Genomic DNA, 18703 nt, shown 5'->3' on the forward strand with positions numbered 1-18703 from the left:
TGTTATCTTCCTCATTGTGACTCATAGTGCTCCTATCCTCCTTTCTTATTGAGTAAGGCCTCTCGTGCTTTTTCAAGCGACTCCGCTATTTTGGTCCCCCTGTAGCCGAGGATGTCCGAGTACCCGTCCTCTGACATCAAGATCGGATTGAACGGGTCATCCGCGACCAGTTCTTCTCCGTCGACGCTTGCATAGGCCGTTCCCGTTGGGACATATTCGAAATTCTTGACGTAAACCTCGTAGGATCTACCGGGAGGCTTTCGAATTGGGTCGGCCATATGGAAGTAATCCGGATCTCCAGGGGGCGACTCTCCGGGGAGCGCACCCGTCAACTTGAGGAACGCGTAGGCCTGTTTTTCGGCAGCTCCAGCCGCTTCCTCTGTTCCCTGTGGTCCGACTTCTATCTCGACGGAGATCCCGCATGCAGTGATCGCGCCCTCGTTTACTCCCCAGTGGTCAACGACGTATGGCACGGGCATCTGCGCAGCAAGATCGAGTTGCTGGGGTCGAGAACGGTGAATGAGCGCAAATGGCGTGGGGCGAGAATGAGTACCATGTAGTGAGAGCGTCGGGCAGTTCTGAATTAACTCGCTGAGTTGGGCGGCGAGTTGCTCTTCGTGATTTCCGGCCCGGTTGCCGGGGAACGCGCGATTGAGGTCCGAATCCAGATACCGTTTACCCGCATCGACTGCGGCTGAATTGGCAACTACGAACGCGACACCCCGCTTCAGGTCGAGGTCTGCCTCCCGCAAACGGCGTACTGCACGGACGCCACCCGTCTCGTCGCCGTGGACCCCCCCGACAACCACTACCTCTGGCTCTCTCGGGCCTCGAACTGTCACGTCGAGTGACGAAAATCTATTTTCCAAGTTCTTACCTCAGGCGTGAGAGAGACATTCCGTTGCCGTTAAAGTTCTGTCTCTCAGATTGTACGGAAGGAAGATACCAGACTCGTGATTATCGGAAGAATATATTATCACAGTAGCTGGTTTTTCACATCGTGTCTAACAGTGTACCTGTACAATTCATCCGGCGAATGTGTTAGATCCACACACAAACAGGATGCGTGATATCTATCATCTCGGTGTGCCATCGGTCGCTATGGAGCGACGCCGACTCGGGGCGCTCGTCGGTCTGGGGATGGTGATACTGGGTGTCGTGCAGGCGGGCCTGTATGCGGGCCAAGCAGAGTGGATACCCACCGCTCTAGGCCTCTTCTATCTGGCACTCGGCGTCGCATACCTCCGGGCCGAGGTTTTTCACCGCCGATTAATATAGCAGTCGTTGAAACGATGTACCCACCGCTCGCACTGCTGCGGCCAGCGTGCACTCGTTGGCCGCGAATTCGCGATCGGGGTGTGTAATGACGTTCAGCGACTACTCTAATCGCGGTGTCTGAGCTGGAGGGCGGTAAGACGCAGTAAGCCACTTTTCGAGGCCGACCAGTATGAACGGTCGACGACGAAACCGTATGGCTACGTGAAAATATATTGGGAATTTGATTACTTTCGATACATTAAAGATAGCCACTCCTATTAAATAGGACGTCGGCAGCGTCAGTGATGGTCCCACAGGGGATACCGGGGATACGCAGGTCATCGTGATTCATGCATGGCGATTACCATCCCACTGCCGACGTGTACACCCTTTCTACTGCACCAGCCCGCTCGCCGGTGATCCTTCTCGCGGTTGCTCGACTGCATTCGACCTCTCCCGTCGGATTCGGCCAGCGGACACCGACGATCACCGTCCCATCTGACCGTCGATGCGAGCCGTTCTGCCCTGTCTCCGCATGCCGGTGCGGATTCCGACCCACCGTCGACGAACTCAATCGGGCATCGCTGACCGTTGCCGGGCGTACCGATGCCGGTGATCTCGAGCCGGAAACCCTGAATAATCGGAGCAACGACACCAATGTATGGACGGACACGTATGGCGGCTGCTTGTTGATCCGTCGACGTTTTTCGAATCCGACTCGCTCACCCTATCGCAGTCTGTCGGCTTCCTCGTGGCGATCGGTGTGCTGTGTCTTGGCGTGCTCCCACCGACTATCTCGTTGTTGGAATCGCCGGTGATTCCCGACGAAGTGGTCTTCGGCGCGTTTCCTCCGATCAGGTACGTCACGTTCGGCTGGGAAGCGTCGATTCCTGGAATCGTTGGCATACTTGGTGGTGCCCTGATCGCAGAGCCGCTCGTCGCTTGGGTCGCGTTCTCGGTCCTGTTTTATACCCTCTCGTGGCCGGTCGCGAACGAGCGCGGATTCTGTCGAACTGCCAGGTGCGTCGCCTGGGGATTCGTTCCACAGTTCGTCGCGAACGTCCTCGCTCTCGTCGTCCTGTTCGCCACGTTCCCGTCGACACCGACCGAAATCTGGGGTATCGGGGTGACGATACCGGCACGGATCTACGTCTCGCCGCCGACGGTTGGTCCGCTAGCCGCCGCGGTGAGCGCCGTCGGAATCGTCTGTACGCTCTGGTCGGGGTATCTCTGGGCTCACGCGGTCGCAGCCGCTCGCGGGCTGACGCTTCGCCAGGGGGCCACCGTCGTTGCCGTCCCGACTGTGCTCGTTCTCGGTCCAATATAGGCGCAGTTCCGTCATCGCGTGGAATGACGGGACCGTTAGGGTGCCTATAAATTCGAGCAGATCACGCCCTCGGTTCGGTCGAGCCAGTGATCGAAAGCGTGTCACTCGCAAAGAGTGTACACGGCTGTAGACGCGGAACTGGCCCTGCAGACGCGGGACTGGCACATTTAGACGCGGGACTGGCGCCTGCAGACGCGGGACTGACACCGCAGAAGGGCCACGAGCCGGACTCCGGTGGCGATGGGGGGACGAGCGCTTGCTTCGAGTCGCTGTTCCGACTGAACGCGAATTCAGTGCTGTTCGAGGCCGAACTCGAGGTGATCGGTGGACCGGTCGGTATCATCCTCAGTGCTAGCGTGACCATCTCGTTCGCCGAGGCCACTGACATCGATGTTACGTGGTTGTTCGGGGGTTGCTACTGGATTGATACCTTTCCGGTAACATAAGGTAACTACAGATGAGTGACGAGACGACTGCAGACGATGTATCAGTGATCGTTGTTGGCGGCGGCCCGGCCGGATTGAGTGCAGCCCTCTTTACCGAGAAAAATGGGCTCAAGACGACGGTGTTCGATACCGACGAGACGTGGATGCACAAAGCTCACCTCTTCAATTACCTCGGGATCGGCTCGGTCGGCGGAAGCGAATTCATGGCGACGGCCCGTCAGCAGGTCGACGATTTCGGCGTCGACCGCCGGCAGGGTGAAGCCGTGACTGCGGTCAGCGAGACCAAAGACGGATTCGCGGTCGAGACCGAGGAGGACCGTTACGAGGCTGATTTCGTCGTTCTCGCGACGGGTGCGACCCGCGACCTCGCCGAGGATATCGGCTGTGACTTCTCCTCTGAGGACACCGTCGACGTCGGCGTCGAGATGGAGACGAGCGTCGAGGGCGTGTACGCGACCGGCGCCATGGTCCGTACAGAAGAGTGGCAGGCCGCGATTGCGGTCGGCGACGGGGCCGCCGCAGCACTGAACATCCTCTCGGCCGTACAGGGTGATCACTTCCACGACTTCGACGTTCCCGACGATGCATCGCGGATCTTTGCGGGTCATGTCGCGGAGTAATCGCAGCGGGAAAATCACAGAAGCGCCAACCCACGATCGATCAGATTCACCATGTCATCCGAACCACCAAACCCAGTCACGCCAGAACTGCCAGACAGTCCCGTCCACATGACGGGAACGGACCACATCACCATCTGGGGGAGCAACGAAGCGGACACGATCGAGTTCTACCGCGACCTCCTCGGGATGCCGCTGGTCCTTCGCCAGCCGAACCTCGATGACCCGTCGCAGACGCACCTGTTCTTCGACACGGGTGACGGTCGCATCCTGACGTTCTTCGTCAGCGACGACCGCCCATCGAACCAGCGCGGCCAGCCCGGGAGCGGCATCGGCGCCGTCCACCACCTCTGTTTCAGCGTCGCCCCCGACGAGTACGAGGACACGATGGACGCCCTGGAGGAAGCCGGCCACCAGTACAACGTCTTCGACCGGGGCATCTTCCACTCGATTTACACCCGCGACAACAACGGCCTCGTCATCGAACTCTCGACTGATAAGTACGAGTTCCCCGACGAACGCCGCGGTGAGGTGCTGGCAAAGGCCCAGGAACTCCGTGAGGAAGACGGTGCGGAGTACGCGAAAGACGAACACCTCCGGAGCGCTATCGAGGCCCTCGGCCTCGAGGTCGTCGAACACGACCTGCCCGACGCCAGCGCCGGCGTCGGTGGTGTCGAATGAGCGCCGGCGCCGACGTGGACGGTCCCCACCAGGGGCAGCAACTCGCGATTGGCGGAACGGATCTCGCGGACGCCGAGGCGGCGCTCGTACTCGCCCACGGCCGCGGAGCGACCGCAGGGGGAATGCTCCAGATGGCCGACGAATTCCATCGGGAAGGAATTGCCTTCCTTGCGCCGCAGGCGGCCCGCCAGACCTGGTATCCGAACTCGTTTCTCGCACCCGCCGAGCGCAACGAGCCCGGCAGGCAGTCCGGATTGCAGGCGATTAGCGACGCGATTGAGCGGGCGAACGATGCCGGCATTCCAACCGGCCGGATCATGCTGATCGGCTTCTCGCAGGGCGGCTGTCTCGCCAGCGAGTACCTCGCTCGGAACCCGCGACGGTACGGCGGCCTCGCCGCCCTGAGCGGCGGGCTGATCGGCGAGGAACTGGACGACGAGTACCCGGGCGACCTCGAGGGGACGCCGATCTTCCTCGGCTGTAGCGACGTCGATCCCCACATTCCGGAAGTGCGAGTTCACGAGACGGCCGCGGTTTTCGATTCCATGGGCGCAGACGTGACGAAACGACTGTACGAGGGGATGGCCCACGGCGTCAACGACGACGAACTCGAGTTCGTCTCGAAGATGGTCGTCGATCTCGTCGCCTGATCGGGGTCCGCGTTCCTCGACTATTCTTCGGGTTCGTCATCGGTCGCCCGACGGCGGAGCCACTCGAGCGTGATCCCGCCGCCGACGAGGCCAGCACCGGTGGTGAAGCCGGGCGTGCTGTCGGAGCCGCCTGTCTCCGAATCGGCCCCGTCGGTGCCACTGGAACTGTCGTTTCCGGTGGCCGTGTCACCGTCTCCGCCGGTGCCGGTAGTTTGGTTTCCGTCTCCCGAATCGCCCGGCGCACCATCTTGCGGATCGCTTTCGGTCCCGTCGGCTCCATCGCCGTCTTTCCCTGACGACTGGTCGTTGCCGTCCGATTCGCCGTCCCGGGACCCGTCGGTATCGCCGTCACCGCTATCGTCGTCTTTTTCCGGCGACTCGTCTTCGCCGTTCGACTCACCGCTTTCCGGCCCGTCGCCGGCGTCACTATCTGTGTCGCCTCGAGTATCCTCGTCGCTCGACGCCGGCCGCATCGCCACGAGTTTCCCGCTCGGCCTGAAGAAGATGGTGTCGTCGACGGCGATGGGGTCGAAGCTGCGTGCAGAATTCGCGTATTCGACTCCGATGTTAGCCAACGAGAATTTCCACTGCTCGCTCCCGTCTTCGAGGTCGTATCCGTACACCCACGGCTCGACGTCGCCGCCCCCGATGGGTTCTCGAGGCCCATACGGTGCGATCACCGTCTCTCCGATGATCTTCGGAGCCCCCCATTCATCGACGGTTTTTCCTGAGACGTTCCAGCTCTCCTCCGTTTCGGTATTGTAGACATCGAAGCCGTATCGACCCGAGCTAATACGGTATTTCCCGGTCGATACGGGCGGTGTCATATACATGGTATCTCCGATCTCTTCCCCCGTTTGCGGATCGTAAATGGGGTAAAACACCGTATCAGAGTACGAACCCGTGTACAGCCGGTCTTCAGTCGCGATGAGATTACTATGTGATTTCCCTTCCCAAAGCGACACCCATCTCGTCCAGTGTGTCTCGCCCGACGATGTATCGAGTGCGACGAAGCCACCGAAGCTCTCTCCATCGTCTGTCGTCCCGCGAAGGGCCCCGAAGACTGACTCGTAGGCGACGGCAAGCGGGATCATGGCGTACGAGACCGATTCGACGCTGTCGCTGCTGTCCACCCCGTCTTTGGTATCGAACTCGGTCGATTCGCGACGCCACTCGAGGGAGCCATCCGTCGCATTGAACGCGAAGAGGCTCGTTTCGGCCGCGACGAAGACAGATCCGTCTGCAACGGCCGGGTCCGCAACGTGTTCGTCAGTTTCGAATTCTTTGGTCCAGCGGACGGCACCGGTTTCGGCGTTCAACGCGGTGAGCTGTTCGCCACCGACGACGACTGTGTTCCCGATAACTCCGGGCGTTCCGCGGGCTCCGGACACGTCGGTTTTCCACAGTACTTCGCCGTCAGCAGCGTCGAGGGCGTGGACGCCATCGGCGTTGAGATAGACCGTTCCGTCGACGACGGCAATCTCCCCCGTTTCGTCGTACTCCCAGGCGACTTCCTCCGGTTTCGGAACAGCATCGTCTCCGGGCAAATTTTTGGTATTGCCGGCATTCCCACCATACGAGGACCAGCCGTCCGATTCCGAGAGCGACGGCGGACAGTCACAGTCCTCGCGTGTACCGCCCGCCACGGCTGCGGAAAGCATTCCGCCTGCTGTCAGTGTCGCTCCGAGAGATAACACGGATCGTCTCTTGAGATTCTCCATAGAAAGTGGTTTGACTGACTTGGTATAAATTATTGTAATTTGGAATTAACTCTTTATGACGATTACTGTAAGTAACGGGGTTACTTGTAAGTAATTCTCCCGGGTCTCGTGACCACCGGGTACCGAACCGAATCCGCGGCTGGTGCTGCTCGAGCGCCGAGTCAGCGCATGACGGTAACCGGGACAGGCGCTCGACGGACGACCGTTTCCGCGACGCTGCCGAGCAAGACGCGGGTGAGGCCGGATCGCCCGTGGCTGCCGATGATGATGTGGTCGACGTCGTGTTCCTCAGCGTAGGAGACGATTTCGCGTGCGGGCTTCCCGACGACGAGTTCGGTCCGAAACTCGACGTCGGGATCGCTGACGATGTCCCGAATCTCGTCGGGGAACTCGGCGGAAACCTCCTCCGTTCGCTCTCGAATCGCTTCCTGTGTGAGCTTGATGCCGGCTCCGGTGAACCCGTCGGCTGCTTCGATGACGCGCAGCAGAACGATCTCCCGATCTGGATACGTGACAAACGCGTGTTCGACCGCTTTCTGTGCTGGTTCCGAGCTGTCGTAGGCGACGAGGACTACCATACGGCATAGTCGTTCGGAGAGGACCATAAACTCGGCCGATCGACGGCTATCAGGCTCGCTTATCTGGACCGACGGGTGACAGGAGTCATCGACCGTTGCGCATCCGTTCGGACATCTCGAGTGGAGTCCGCAGTGGCGATTCCTGACTGTCGCCCAGTACGAACTGGAGTGCACTCATCGAACTACGACGGCGGTCATAGGTCGGGTGGACGGCGGAACGCCTGCTGGGCTTTCATCCCGGTGTCGATACCCGATCCGCTGTCAGTGGGCCCCCAGCGATCGACGACTTCGGGTGCCGAGGTTCGCGATCACCGAAGCGCGGTTCCGTCGTGGTTCGTCGTCCCAGCAATACGGTGAGACGGCCGAGGGGCGATACGAGCGGCCGGACCATAGGACACCACGGTGGTGGCCCTTCTCAGAACGTGGCCCACGACGTCCCCCGCTGGCCGAATCCGCGGACGCGGCATTCGCGTTCGCCGGTGTCAGTTTCCCGGAGTTGGATCACGCCGTCGAACTGCCCGGTAATCGTGTTTACGACCTGCTGATCGTGGCTATCGTCGTCGAGGGTGTAGATGCCGAGGCCACACGTTTGGCTGACACGTTTGGTGTATATGTGGAGAAATTTGAACACCTTCTGACTGCTCAGATGCTGTAACAGGGTCGAAATCGAAATCAGTCCGGATCGGATATCGGTGATACCGTAACTCTTGAACTTTTTAAAGAGCTTCGCCATCCCGATGCTGATTCCGGTAAGGTCACTCGGTGAAGACACGTTCTCTACCATCGCATCGAGAACGGCCTGACCATCGTGGCCCGACGTGTCGACGATGCCAACGCAGTTTCGATAGAGCGAATCGACGTAGCGCTCGAGGGCGTTGTACATCGTCTCTGCGCCGTCGGTCGTGATACAGAGGATGCCCTCTCCTGGCTCGTACTCCGTTGCGAGCAACTGCAGCGCCAACTCCCGCTTCCCGCTCATCGATGGGCCGACGATCGCAACGTTCGTCCCGGCTGGCAATTCTCCGACGCCATCGTTCGGGAGGAGGCCGCTTACGTCGTACGAGTCATTCATCGGTTTCTTCCTCTTCTGTCTCGAACGCATCGACACCATCCAGTTCGGTGGTCTCGAGGTCGCCGTCGCTGGCGTCGACTTCGCGAACCGCGCTGACGAAATCGATTTCTGAATCCATATCACCGAGGTCCTCGTCGACTTCCTCTCGTTTCATCTCGATGCGGTCGAGTAACTCCTGGTACTCCTCGCTCTCTGCCAGTTCCAGCTCGGTTTTTTGGGTCTGAAGTGTCCCTTTGCGCGCCATCAGTGAATGATACTCCTGCAGTGCATCGTCGACCGACGCTCTATCGAGCAACTGTTCGATCGTCTCGATTAACTCTTGTCGTTCCGGGGGTTTGGTGACGTACGCGTCGAACCCCATCTCGATGACGTCGAAATCCGGTTCGACCGCCGTTACCATCGCGACCCGACAGTCCATTTCGCGCTCGCGAATCTCCCGAAGCACCTGTCTTCCGGATACCTGCGGCATCATCCGGTCCAGCAACGCGACATCTACTGTCTCGTCGATTGCATCGAGTGCCTCCTGTCCGTCGGATACCAGTCTGACCTCGTACTGATCTGCAAGCCAGAGTTCGTACCCCTCGGCGACGGATCGTTCGTCCTCTGCGATGAGGATTACTGGCTTTCGTTGATCTGGCCGCTGGTCTGTCATCGTTTCGTTCCCCGTTCGGTCGGTCGACTGATTAGCGTTCGCGTCATTGTTCTGCCCAGTCTCGAGTTAATTCGATTACGAATCGAGCGCCGCCGGTGTCGCTGTCCTCGATCCAGACCTCGCCGCCGTATTTCTCGATCATCACGTCGACGAAGAAGAGCCCGAATCCGGAGCCGGTTTCCTTCGCGTGGGACGTCTCGCCGCGTCGAAAGACGGATTGCTTTCGGTCGTCTGCGATCCCCCGTCCGTTGTCGGCGATACGGATTCGGACGATGTCGTCGTCAGGTTCGACAGTGGTCGTGATCCGAAGATCGGTCTCGTCGTTGTGTTCGATGCTGTTGGACAGGACGTTACCCAGAACGTCCGTGAGCAACGAATCCGCCCGGACACGGACGTCAGCCGGGACTGCCGATTCGAATTCGACCGAAGGGTACGCGTTGTCCAGTTTCCCCAGCTTTCGCTCGAGGATCGACGATACGTCGACCGGTTCGAGGTCGTGTTCTTCATCAGGTGTCGTGAGGGTTTCGATGACTTTCCGGACACGTCTGGTTACCTCCGTCGTCGTATCACACCAGTCGATGATCGTCTGTGCGTACTGTTCGAGGTCGCTGTCGAGTTCATCAGCGAGCAACTCCGCACGCATCTTGATGACGGTCATCCCGTTGAGGACGTCGTGACGGAGGATCGAATTGAAAAACTCCATTCGCTCGCGTTGCCGGTGAAGTTCCGTGACGTCCGTCGAAACGCCGATCACGCTCGTCACCTCGCCATCTGCGTAGACTGGTTTGTATTTGGTTTCGAGCGTGATATCCCCGAGCGTTAGCGTGTACCGGAACGACTCTCCCTCGAGTGCACGTCTGGCCGCCGCTGTGACGTGCTCGTTGTCGCCGTAGAACTCGAAAATCGATTCGCCGATCAGGTCGTCTGGTTCGAGTCCCAGTTCTTCCAGCATATCGCCACGTGCCTCCTGAAAGATGCCGTCACTGTCGAATCGATAGAGGACGATGGGTGTGGTGTCGAGAATGCTTACCAGCGCTTCTCGCTGATCGGTGATGTCCGTCGACACAGCCGCGATACCGTTTTCGTACGGGTACACCTGAACGCTGACCCATTCACCGGATTCGTACTGGTATTCGAAGTTCTGTGGGGTGCCCGTCTCCATCACCTCCTGGAACGTTCGCTCGGCGACGGTCCCCTCCGCTTCCGGAAGGAGGTCCCAGATTACTTCGCCCTGGGTCTCCTCGACCGTCAGTCCGAGTCGATTCGCCAGAGCCTCGTTACAGAAGGTGATTCGGTACTCGCTGTCCATCGTGTAGTGTGCGTCCGGAAGCCGTTCGACGAGTTGCCGATACCGACGTTCCTGCTTGCGAAGTTCCTGCTGGGTCTCCTTTTGCTCGGTGATGTCGGTCACGATGCCGACTATCCGTCCAGGTCCGTCCGCTGCGTCCTTCAGTTCGCCGCGCGCGTGCACCCACCGTTGGACCCCGTCGTCGCGCTGGATTCGATATTCAGTCTGGAACATCTCATCGCGTTCGATCGCGGTCTCGATAGCCCCTTGCACGTCCGAAAGATCGTCGGGATGGACTCGTTTGGCAAACCCCTCGAAGGTTCCTTCGAACGTTCCGGGTTCGACCCTGAACAGCCGTTCCATGCTCGGGGTCCAGATCACCTCATCCGTCTCCATATCCCACTCCCAGATGCCGGTGTTCGTCCCGGAGAGAGCGATTTCGAGCCGTCGATCCGAAGGCGTGGGTTTGACCTTTCCGTCTCGGTCCGCGACAGAACGGAGCGTCGAAAGGAGACGCCTCTGGCCGTCGACCGCGATCGTTTCCAGTTCGAACGTCACCCGCAGTGTCGAACCGTCATCCGCTATCAAGCCGGTCTCTATTTGTTCGCTTTCGCCGTCGAGGGCACGTTCAATTGCCGCCGTGAGGGCGGTCGCCTCCTGGCTTGCCAACTCGGCAAGCGACCGCCCCTCGAGTACCGATGGGGCGTACCCGAGTGCGTCGGCGTACGCCCGGTTGACCCGCGTAAAACGAGCGTCATCGGGCTCGTGTACTGCAATGCGTGCTGCAGTATTCTCGAATATGTGTTCGTAAATTGAACTTTCCATCTTCGCTGGTCTCCCTTGGGCCGTCTCTATCCACCCCTGATAGGCTTTTGGCCGAAACGGATTATTCATCCGTCAGCGGGGAGTTTCCGATGACCGCTCTCGCCTTTGCGCTCGCTCTCGAGTCATCCTCACTCGTTATATATAATATCGCTTATATACCGCTCCAGCTCGGGGTCGGGTTCCAGGTTCGGAACAGTGTGGCGTCAGCCAATTCTTGCATTTGGCGGAGTGCAAACGCGCTCTCGTTCGCGTTCGGTGTGGCGTCGATTCGGACCAGGATCGGAGCTCTCTCCGTGGCTCTTCCGGATACGCTGGCACCCACTATTCGATATATTCTCACGTATTAGCAGTAGATATAAGTTATGCTGGGGAGACAACCAAAGTGGAAGCCCGCTCCAACGGAGGCAGGGGGCATACGCGGAAATGCCCCGGGTGGTAGAGTCACCCGAGACGTGGCTTCCAAGCCGACACCGGCTTCGAAAGCCATGATTACGTTGCTTCTGACGGGATATAAACGTCCCGCACGATCGTCGAATCGCCCGCCACGACCAGCGATACCGCCGGCGTTCGGATATCGCCGGTTCGAGACGCGAGGTGGAACATGAGCGGTGATTTCGACTCGAGTGACGAGCCAGACGGGTCACTCGAGCGCGACGAACCGACCCAGTCAGCCGTGCGCGACGAGACAGATTCGTCGTTCTCGAACGACGATACGGACGACCGAAATGACCGTCTCGAGATTGATGGGCTCGAGTCGAGCGCGGGTGCTGCGGAGCGAACCCGGCGAACCAGCACCGAATCCGCCGAATCGTCGTTCCCGCCGTGTCCACGGTGCGGCGATCCGGTCGTCCGGACGATCCTGACCGGTCCACTCTCCGGGTCCGTTCGCCCCTGTGGCTGTTCCGTCCTGCCGGGCGCCCTCGAAAACGACTGCGAGTAATTTCCTCGCCGGGCGCCCTCGAGAACGACTGCGAGTGATTTCCCCGCCGGGCCCCCTCGAGAACGACCGCGAGTGATTTCCCCGCCGGGCCCCTTTCGTCGATGGTCGACTCGAGTCCCGGCGGACAGCCGGTCCGTCGTCGTCCGACGCCACCACCGAAACCACCGCGTCGGCGGCGAGAGACGGGTCCGTAAATGTGGTTCGATCGTCGACGGAACCGGCTGGCCTCGGCCGTGAGGATATGCCTAGGTGTCGATATCCGACCTGATGGTGGTCTGTTTCCCGTCCGTGTCGACCGCGACGATGGTATTTCCGGCGGAACAGTTGAACGTCGTTCCGATGCTGCTCGCCGTTTCTTTCGGTGTGGATGGTCCGACACACTCGACCGCGTTCGTTTTGTCACCCAACGCGGTGAGCGTGACCTGTAGTCCCGGAGTTCCGGTCTCGTTCTCTATGCTGACGCCTGCCGTCGCGGGCGCGCTTTGGTCTTCCGCCGTGTTGAGTGCGAGTGACGCGGCTGCGGCCGCCAGAATGACCGTTATTACGACCATCAGTACGACACTGATCACGGGCGACACTGCGCGTTCGTCTTCGGTTCCACTCTGCTTCGTATCGTTCTGCTTCGTGTCCATCATTGTTCTGACACACCGGGTGTGAACGGCGAGAAAGCGCACCCATCCCCGATCACGTCGGGCGATTGCAGACCTCGGTCGATTGCAACTTCGTCCCGTTGCTTTCTCGAGTAGCCGTTCCGATGCTAAAAGAGCGACTCTGTTCAGTTCATAAATACATACTAGATCGTGTATGTAATCGCCGTTGTGATGGCATTCAAAGGTGATAATCAGCGGCTGACAGAAGTGTTACAGCGGGTTCTTGAAGCCATACTGGTGGGCGATTGTTGACTTTGGTCGCCGCTACTGCGACTTCTACTCTGCTACACAAACCTGCGGATGTGACAGAAAGTGATCTCTCGGCATTTACTGGAAGATGCGATCAGTCCCGCACCTTGTTATCTGCTATTCCCTCCTCACCGACAGGGGGGTCGTGCTAGTCACGTACTCTCTATGAATAAAACGTCCGCAAAATGCTACTCTCTCGAGTACAAGGGGTTCGCTCATTATTTTCCTTGCATCGGTAGCCGCACGTCCTTACCGATTGCCGATGTTCTGTCGCTAGGCGCTAGCATCGGGATTACCGAATTGATACCGGAGACCGGTCTGAAATTGTCGGTCGAAATCCTGCAAATCATATCAGGAATTCTCATGGACGGCCACAAGCAATAAGATATAGTTCGGATATCGATTCGGAGTGGAGATGAAGGCTGATAAATGAATTTATTAGTCGTTGGCTCGTCCCATTTTTGGACTGTATATCCGCTCGCCAATACAACAAAGCGACTGATATAATACCCAACGAACAGTGCGAGTTTTGAAATATACCGGAAAACGAGTTGCCTTATCTGAACTGTCTGGATTACACTCCATCTAATTGTTCAGTACACATCACTGACAGTCAAATTAGCAGAAAATTGGCTAAATAGGCCGGATACCTGCCGTTCTATTTAGAGGTCCGACTGAAGGACCGTTTCCTTGTCCTCGTCATTCACACCGATGATACTCGAACCATCTGGACATTTGAATTTGCCGCCAACACTAGTCGCTTTTTCAGATGGCTTGGACGAACATTTGACAGTCTTCGTGTTATCTCCCATCGATGTGACGGTCACGTTGTAGCCTCCTGGGGAGGTGGTGTTTTGCGTGTTGTTAGAGATATCGAGACCAGCCTGTGCGGGTGCACTCTGATTACTACCCATATCCATCACGAACGCGGCGATCACAGCAGCCAAAATGACAGTGATGGCAACCATGAGTATAACCCCGATGACTGGGGATACCGCACGTTCATTATCGTCTCCAACCAGTTTTGGTCTGATAAATTTCAAATCCATTGTATATCAATTCACACATCCGATTGGAGAACAGTTTTCTCCCCTTCTTCATTGATTCCAACAATACTATTCCCACTCCCTGTCGGGCAAGTAAAGGTCCCTCCTACACTCGTTGCGGAACCACTACCACCTCCCTCACATGTTACCTCTTGCGTATTCTCACCCATTGAGGTAACAGTCACCTGGTTTGAGGATTCGTTGATATCAAACCCGGCTTGCGCGGGCGCGCTTTGATTACTGCCCATGTCCATCACGAACGCCGCGATCACGGCCGCCAGAATGACCGTGATGGCGACCATCAGTATCACACCGATCACGGGTGACACCGCGCGTTCGTCGTCGGTCCCAACCAGTTTGTTGCTGTATTGTTTCAAGTCCATCATTGTTCTGACACATCTGGCGTGAACGGTGAGAAAGCTTATCTATCACTTTCCCGAACGGACACTTGCGGACCAAGGGGATTGGATTCAACCTCGTGTCCCCGCTTTCTCGAGCCGTCTTACCGATGCTAATACTGGGACTACACTCGACCCATAAATATATACTGGATAGTGTAGGTCACTGAACTTGATAAGACTTTCAAGACTGATAATCAGCGACCGGCGGAAACCTTACAGTGAGGCCTTGAAGCCACTCAGTCGGGCGATTCTCGCCGCTCTCCGGCAGCAATAACTCTTTCGGCCACGCTACCAGATCTAACTACATCTCATATTTTCATAGTTACACCCCGGATGATGTGTTCGCGTTCATATTGTCGAGCGGTTCCCACCGCCGCGTCCCACCGCTCGTTGAAAACCACCCCAGAAACTGTCTCGCCCCCTCTCGGTTCACCATGTCGTCCTCACGAGCGGTTCCCTCCGACCGTATCACAACCGAGCACCGTGGCCGCTTTATCGACCGTGATACTCCCCGTTCCGCTCGCTACCTCGTCTCGAGTGGGTCGCGGCCGTCGGACCACGCCGTCTGCCACCGCTCGCGTCGCGACTCGGCTCGAACCGCGGCTCTCGGCAGACTCAGCCTGCTACGCTTCGAATCCGTCCTCGAACACGAACGTCCCGTCTCGCTGGACCACTTCGCCGTCGACTTCGATGACCGAGTCCTCGCTCATGTCGACGATCATATCGACGTGGACCGCAGAGTCGTTGGCTTCGTTGCCCTCGCCGACGGTATCGTCGTAGGCCCGACCGACTGCCATGTGGACCGTATCGCCCATCTTCTCGTCGAAGAGCATGTTGTAGGTGAACCGGTCGATGTCGCGATTCATCCCGATACCGAGTTCGCCAAGGCGGCGCGCGCCGTCGTCCGTGTCGAGCACCTCGGTCAGGACGTCCTCGTTTTTCCCTGCCGAGTGCGAGACGACCTCGCCGCCCTCGAACTCGAGGGAGACGTCGGTGATCTCGCGGCCCTGGTGGTACAGCGGCATGTCGAACAGCACCTCGCCCTCGACGCTCTCGGGCTGGGGTGCGGTGAACACTTCGCCGCCGGGGAGGTTGTGCTCGCCGTGGTCGTTCAGCGTCGGGTTGCCCGCGATGGACATTGTGACGTCGGTCGTGTCGCCGCTTTTGATCCGGATCTCCTCGGCGGGATCCATGATCTCGACCATGTTCTCCTGGTGTTCGCGTTGTTCCTCCCAGTCTTTGTTGACGGCGTCCCAGACGAAGTTCTCGTAGCCCTCGGTGCTCATTTCGGCAAGCTGGGCGTTTGCAGGCGCAGGGAACTGCGTGAGACACCACCGCTTCGAGAGCCGCTCCTCTAAGATCGGTCGGTGGGCCTGTTGGTGGGCCGCGCTGATTTCGGGGTCGACGTCGCTGGTCTGGGTGACGTTGTCGCTGGCCCGGATAGCGATGTAGACGTCGGTGTTCTGGATGAGTGCGAGTTCGTGTTCGGGCGTATCGAAGTCGCCCTCCGCAGCGCGCAGGTACGCGCGTTGGCTGCGCTTGCCGGTCCGCTGACTCGTGGTGACCGGATTTGCGCCCCGGTCGCCGATCACTTCGTGTAGTGCGACGACGAGGTCCTCGGCGACGGGATGTGCGTCGACGACGACGTTGTCGCCTTCCGCCAGATCAACCGAATGGGTCGCGATAATCTCGGCGTGTTCGCGGATTCGCGGGTCCATGTCCCGGTATTGATCGGGGGAGGGAAAAACGGTTCGTGATGAGGAATCTCGGGTGGGGCTTCGACCGACCACTGTCACGACCGCAGTCTGTGGCCCACCCGCCCGCGTTCGGCTCGGCTGTTCCGCTATTGTGACTCTATGGGCATGCCGGGCGGTTTCGAATCCCCCCGTCGATCGCCTCCTGAAAGAACGAGACCGTCGCCGCCGTCAGAACGAGCGCGAGCGGGGTCGAAAGGAGCAACGCGAGGAGGAATCCGAGTCCGCCGAGGCGCAACACCAGTGACAGAATTACCGACGAGACGACCGCCGTAAGGAGGTGACCGACGCCAAACCTGAGGACGGGCCCGCCAGCGGTCGTGAGTCGTGCCGACTGGCGAAACGCGTCGATGAAGGGTGTATCGTCGACGACGAACAGAAACGGGACGGGATAGAAGACGTAACTGATCAGGAAAATCACCGGAACTGCGAGCAAAACGAGCGGCGGAACGAGAATGAAGACCGGAAGGACCACCAGAAATGCGCCGAAACCGACGAGGTTGTACAGAATGAACCGCGGTGCGTAGGTGACGAGACACGATGCGATGGCGACCGGTTCGCCCCGGAGCCGTCGGTCGATGCCGCCAACGTATCCCGCCATCAGTAGCCCCTGTAGAACGGCGTACGCGACGAGCGCGAGTGCGATCCAGCCCAGCATCTCCGCGCCGATCGCTTCGAGCGGGACGCGGATGGTTTCCACCGGCGTTTCGATCGTCACGTCGGTGCCGCCGGTGTCCGAATATCTAGCGGGCGGCGATCCGCCAGTCGGGGCCGATTCGCCGGGTGTGTCGCCGAACGACGGGGAGCCAAACAGCTCTTCGCGAGACGGTTGCGTGGTCGCTGCCGGCGGAGGCTGCGGGGTGGCGAACCGCCACAGCGTCACGAGCGACGATGGAAAGGCGAACTCGAGATTGATGGAAGCCCCGCGACCGGCGGGGGCGAGCGCGCGGCGGACCTTCTCCACGTCGAGTAACGTGGCGAACAGGGGCACCAGGGCGAATGCCAGGAGATCGTCGAATCGGTCGATGACGCGAGAAACGTGGCGGATGAACGGCCTCGATCCGCCGTCCTCAGATCCATCAGCCACCGTCGGACCGCTATCGCCCGGATACGATCCCGGTGACGGAGCAGAATCCATACGTGTCACCACGCATATCAAACTGGTGAATGTTCCGGACAAACGGAACGTCCACACTCGATTGTCGAAACCGAGTCGCCAACGGCATCGGGAGGAACTCCGACGATATCGTTCGTCTCACCCACCGTCGACACGCATCACTCGCTCGAGCGCGACGGCGAGATCCCGCCCGAACCGGCGTGCACTCGCCGGCGTCACGGGGTCCGTCTCCGTCCCGACGTAGGGCACTTCGAGCGTGGCCGCCGGCTCGGCACCCCGTCGCGAACAATACCGGCTGAACGTGTGAAGCAGGCCCGACTGGCCGTCGAAACTCGCCAGCCCGGTGCCCGGGCTCGCATCGAAGGTGAGCGTCGGTCCGTCCGTGCTCGAGCGTGCTCGCGTCACGGACTCGAGACGCGTTGCGAGCCGCTGTACTGCGTCGCTCGCCCCCGCGGGTTCGGTGGCGAAGAACGGCCGGTCGTTGATATCCCCGCCCCATTTGAACGGACAGTGGAAATCCAGCGCGAGCGCGAGAGACTCGATCGAGCGCAGATCGCGGGTGATAGCCGCTGTCGTCCGGTACAGTGGTGAGAGCTCGGCGATCGCGTTCGCGTCGACGTAATCCCGATTGTGATCGTGGGGCCCGCGGTGTTTTCCCTGATCGCCGCGCTCGACGCCGTCTACGTCTCCGAACGGGTAGACGGTGATTCGGTGCGACTCGAGCAGCGTGCTCGCCTCCGCGCCCTCGAGGAGCTCTCGCAGGACGCCCTCGAGAACGTACGAGGCCGTCGATTCGTAGGCGTGGTGACGGGCCGCGAGTGCGATGGCGGGGGCGGCGTCGGACGAGCCGAGCCGCACGACCGGAACCGCTCTCCCGCAATCGGTCGTCGTCAGCGTCTCGACGGTTAGTCGCGGGTCGGACTCGTATTCGAACGCGAACGCGTCGAAATCGGAACGCTGGTAGGGGAACGACAGGGAAAACTGTGCCTGCTCACCTGCGTCGAACGCGTATCGGAACCCGTACACATCGATGCGATCGGCGGTCCCGAGCCAGTGCCACTCATCCCACGCGCCGTTCCGGATCGGCCCTCCACAGGGCATCGCCGTTCGAACCGCCGGCCCGCGCGGCCCGACTACCTCGTCGTTTGGGAACTCGAATCGGAGGGTCTGGGCGACGTCGCTTTCTACGTCGATGTTCCAGTAGAACCAGCGCGTGGTCGAATCTCGCTGTTCGGGCTCGATTCGGATCGTGTCGCCGTCGACCCCGAGGACGCGCCCGTTCCCGCCGGGATGGGTGGTGCGCACCGTCGCCCGACCGGACGGCGTCTCGAGGTCGTATACTGCGCCGGCGGCCGCCGTAGTCGCCGGATCGCGGCCTGTCCCAGTACCGTCCATACGTTCCTGTTGGATGACGTGAACCTAAATTCGTGCA

The 18703-nt window shown here is 59.7% G+C and carries 19 protein-coding genes; 7 read left to right on the forward strand and 12 right to left on the reverse strand.

The annotated features are described in order from the left end of the window. Positions 1-32 precede the first annotated feature (32 nt). Positions 33-809, reverse strand: a complete 777-nt coding sequence (locus HYG82_RS35725; RefSeq protein ID WP_235217717.1) for a succinylglutamate desuccinylase/aspartoacylase family protein — start codon at positions 807-809, stop codon at positions 33-35. A 292-nt stretch (positions 810-1101) separates the two neighbouring features. Here HYG82_RS35725 and HYG82_RS35730 point away from each other — a divergent pair, with 292 nt between their 5' ends. From HYG82_RS35730 to HYG82_RS35755, 6 genes are all read left to right on the forward strand, one after another. After that, complete coding sequence (locus HYG82_RS35730; protein ID WP_179262147.1) at positions 1102-1278, forward strand: hypothetical protein; 177 nt, start codon at positions 1102-1104, stop codon at positions 1276-1278. Between the two features lie 640 nt (positions 1279-1918). After that, positions 1919-2584: a YIP1 family protein gene (locus HYG82_RS35735; RefSeq protein WP_179262149.1), complete on the forward strand. Its 666-nt coding sequence runs from the start codon at positions 1919-1921 to the stop codon at positions 2582-2584. A 98-nt stretch (positions 2585-2682) separates the two neighbouring features. Beyond that, positions 2683-3030: a hypothetical protein gene (locus HYG82_RS35740; protein WP_179262151.1), complete on the forward strand. Its 348-nt coding sequence runs from the start codon at positions 2683-2685 to the stop codon at positions 3028-3030. An 11-nt stretch (positions 3031-3041) separates the two neighbouring features. Then, positions 3042-3650 carry an NAD(P)/FAD-dependent oxidoreductase gene (locus HYG82_RS35745; RefSeq protein ID WP_179262153.1) on the forward strand — a complete coding sequence of 203 codons (609 nt, stop codon included), beginning with the start codon at positions 3042-3044 and terminating at the stop codon, positions 3648-3650. A gap of 51 nt (positions 3651-3701) precedes the next feature. After that, positions 3702-4328 (forward strand): VOC family protein, encoded by a 627-nt coding sequence (locus HYG82_RS35750; RefSeq protein ID WP_179262155.1) that lies wholly within the window; start codon positions 3702-3704, stop codon positions 4326-4328. Next, positions 4325-4978 (forward strand): alpha/beta hydrolase, encoded by a 654-nt coding sequence (locus HYG82_RS35755; RefSeq protein ID WP_179262157.1) that lies wholly within the window; start codon positions 4325-4327, stop codon positions 4976-4978. The genes HYG82_RS35750 and HYG82_RS35755 overlap by 4 nt, the downstream gene beginning before the upstream one ends. A gap of 20 nt (positions 4979-4998) precedes the next feature. On the opposite strand, the gene HYG82_RS35760 is transcribed toward HYG82_RS35755, so the two are convergent. The 5 genes from HYG82_RS35760 to HYG82_RS35780 all read right to left on the reverse strand — a co-directional run bounded on the left by HYG82_RS35760 (position 4999) and on the right by HYG82_RS35780 (position 11114). Further along, positions 4999-6699, reverse strand: coding sequence for an outer membrane protein assembly factor BamB family protein (locus HYG82_RS35760; protein ID WP_179262159.1), 1701 nt, complete (start codon positions 6697-6699; stop codon positions 4999-5001). A 161-nt stretch (positions 6700-6860) separates the two neighbouring features. Continuing rightward, on the reverse strand, positions 6861-7277 hold the full coding sequence (locus HYG82_RS35765; RefSeq protein WP_179262161.1) for a universal stress protein: 417 nt from the start codon (positions 7275-7277) through the stop codon (positions 6861-6863). A 415-nt stretch (positions 7278-7692) separates the two neighbouring features. Continuing rightward, entirely contained in the window at positions 7693-8349 is a 657-nt protein-coding gene (locus HYG82_RS35770; RefSeq protein WP_179262163.1) for a DUF7504 family protein, read from the reverse strand. Continuing rightward, positions 8342-9001 (reverse strand): response regulator transcription factor, encoded by a 660-nt coding sequence (locus HYG82_RS35775; RefSeq protein WP_179262165.1) that lies wholly within the window; start codon positions 8999-9001, stop codon positions 8342-8344. The genes HYG82_RS35770 and HYG82_RS35775 overlap by 8 nt, the downstream gene beginning before the upstream one ends. Positions 9002-9044: 43 nt before the next feature. Then, complete coding sequence (locus HYG82_RS35780; RefSeq protein ID WP_179262167.1) at positions 9045-11114, reverse strand: PAS domain-containing sensor histidine kinase; 2070 nt, start codon at positions 11112-11114, stop codon at positions 9045-9047. 601 nt (positions 11115-11715) lie between these two features. On the opposite strand from HYG82_RS35780, the gene HYG82_RS35785 reads away from it, so the two are divergent. Beyond that, on the forward strand, positions 11716-12054 hold the full coding sequence (locus tag HYG82_RS35785) for a hypothetical protein (protein ID WP_179262169.1): 339 nt from the start codon (positions 11716-11718) through the stop codon (positions 12052-12054). Positions 12055-12299: 245 nt separating this feature from the next. Here the strand turns inward: HYG82_RS35785 and HYG82_RS35790 are convergent, their stop codons facing one another. The 6 genes from HYG82_RS35790 to HYG82_RS35815 all read right to left on the reverse strand — a co-directional run bounded on the left by HYG82_RS35790 (position 12300) and on the right by HYG82_RS35815 (position 18666). Next, positions 12300-12689: a type IV pilin domain-containing protein gene (locus HYG82_RS35790; RefSeq protein ID WP_179262171.1), complete on the reverse strand. Its 390-nt coding sequence runs from the start codon at positions 12687-12689 to the stop codon at positions 12300-12302. A gap of 926 nt (positions 12690-13615) precedes the next feature. Next, entirely contained in the window at positions 13616-14002 is a 387-nt protein-coding gene (locus tag HYG82_RS35795; protein ID WP_179262173.1) for a type IV pilin domain-containing protein, read from the reverse strand. An 11-nt stretch (positions 14003-14013) separates the two neighbouring features. After that, entirely contained in the window at positions 14014-14382 is a 369-nt protein-coding gene (locus HYG82_RS35800; RefSeq protein ID WP_179264560.1) for a type IV pilin domain-containing protein, read from the reverse strand. 641 nt (positions 14383-15023) lie between these two features. Continuing rightward, on the reverse strand, positions 15024-16118 hold the full coding sequence (locus HYG82_RS35805; RefSeq protein WP_179262175.1) for an aminopeptidase: 1095 nt from the start codon (positions 16116-16118) through the stop codon (positions 15024-15026). Positions 16119-16254: 136 nt separating this feature from the next. Continuing rightward, positions 16255-17292 carry a hypothetical protein gene (locus tag HYG82_RS35810; RefSeq protein ID WP_179262177.1) on the reverse strand — a complete coding sequence of 346 codons (1038 nt, stop codon included), beginning with the start codon at positions 17290-17292 and terminating at the stop codon, positions 16255-16257. Positions 17293-17409: 117 nt separating this feature from the next. Beyond that, positions 17410-18666, reverse strand: coding sequence for a M14 family zinc carboxypeptidase (locus HYG82_RS35815; RefSeq protein WP_179262179.1), 1257 nt, complete (start codon positions 18664-18666; stop codon positions 17410-17412). Between the last annotated feature and the right edge of the window lie 37 nt (positions 18667-18703).

It is taken from the genome of Natrinema halophilum, from assembly GCF_013402815.2.
Taxonomy (GTDB): domain Archaea; phylum Halobacteriota; class Halobacteria; order Halobacteriales; family Natrialbaceae; genus Natrinema; species Natrinema halophilum.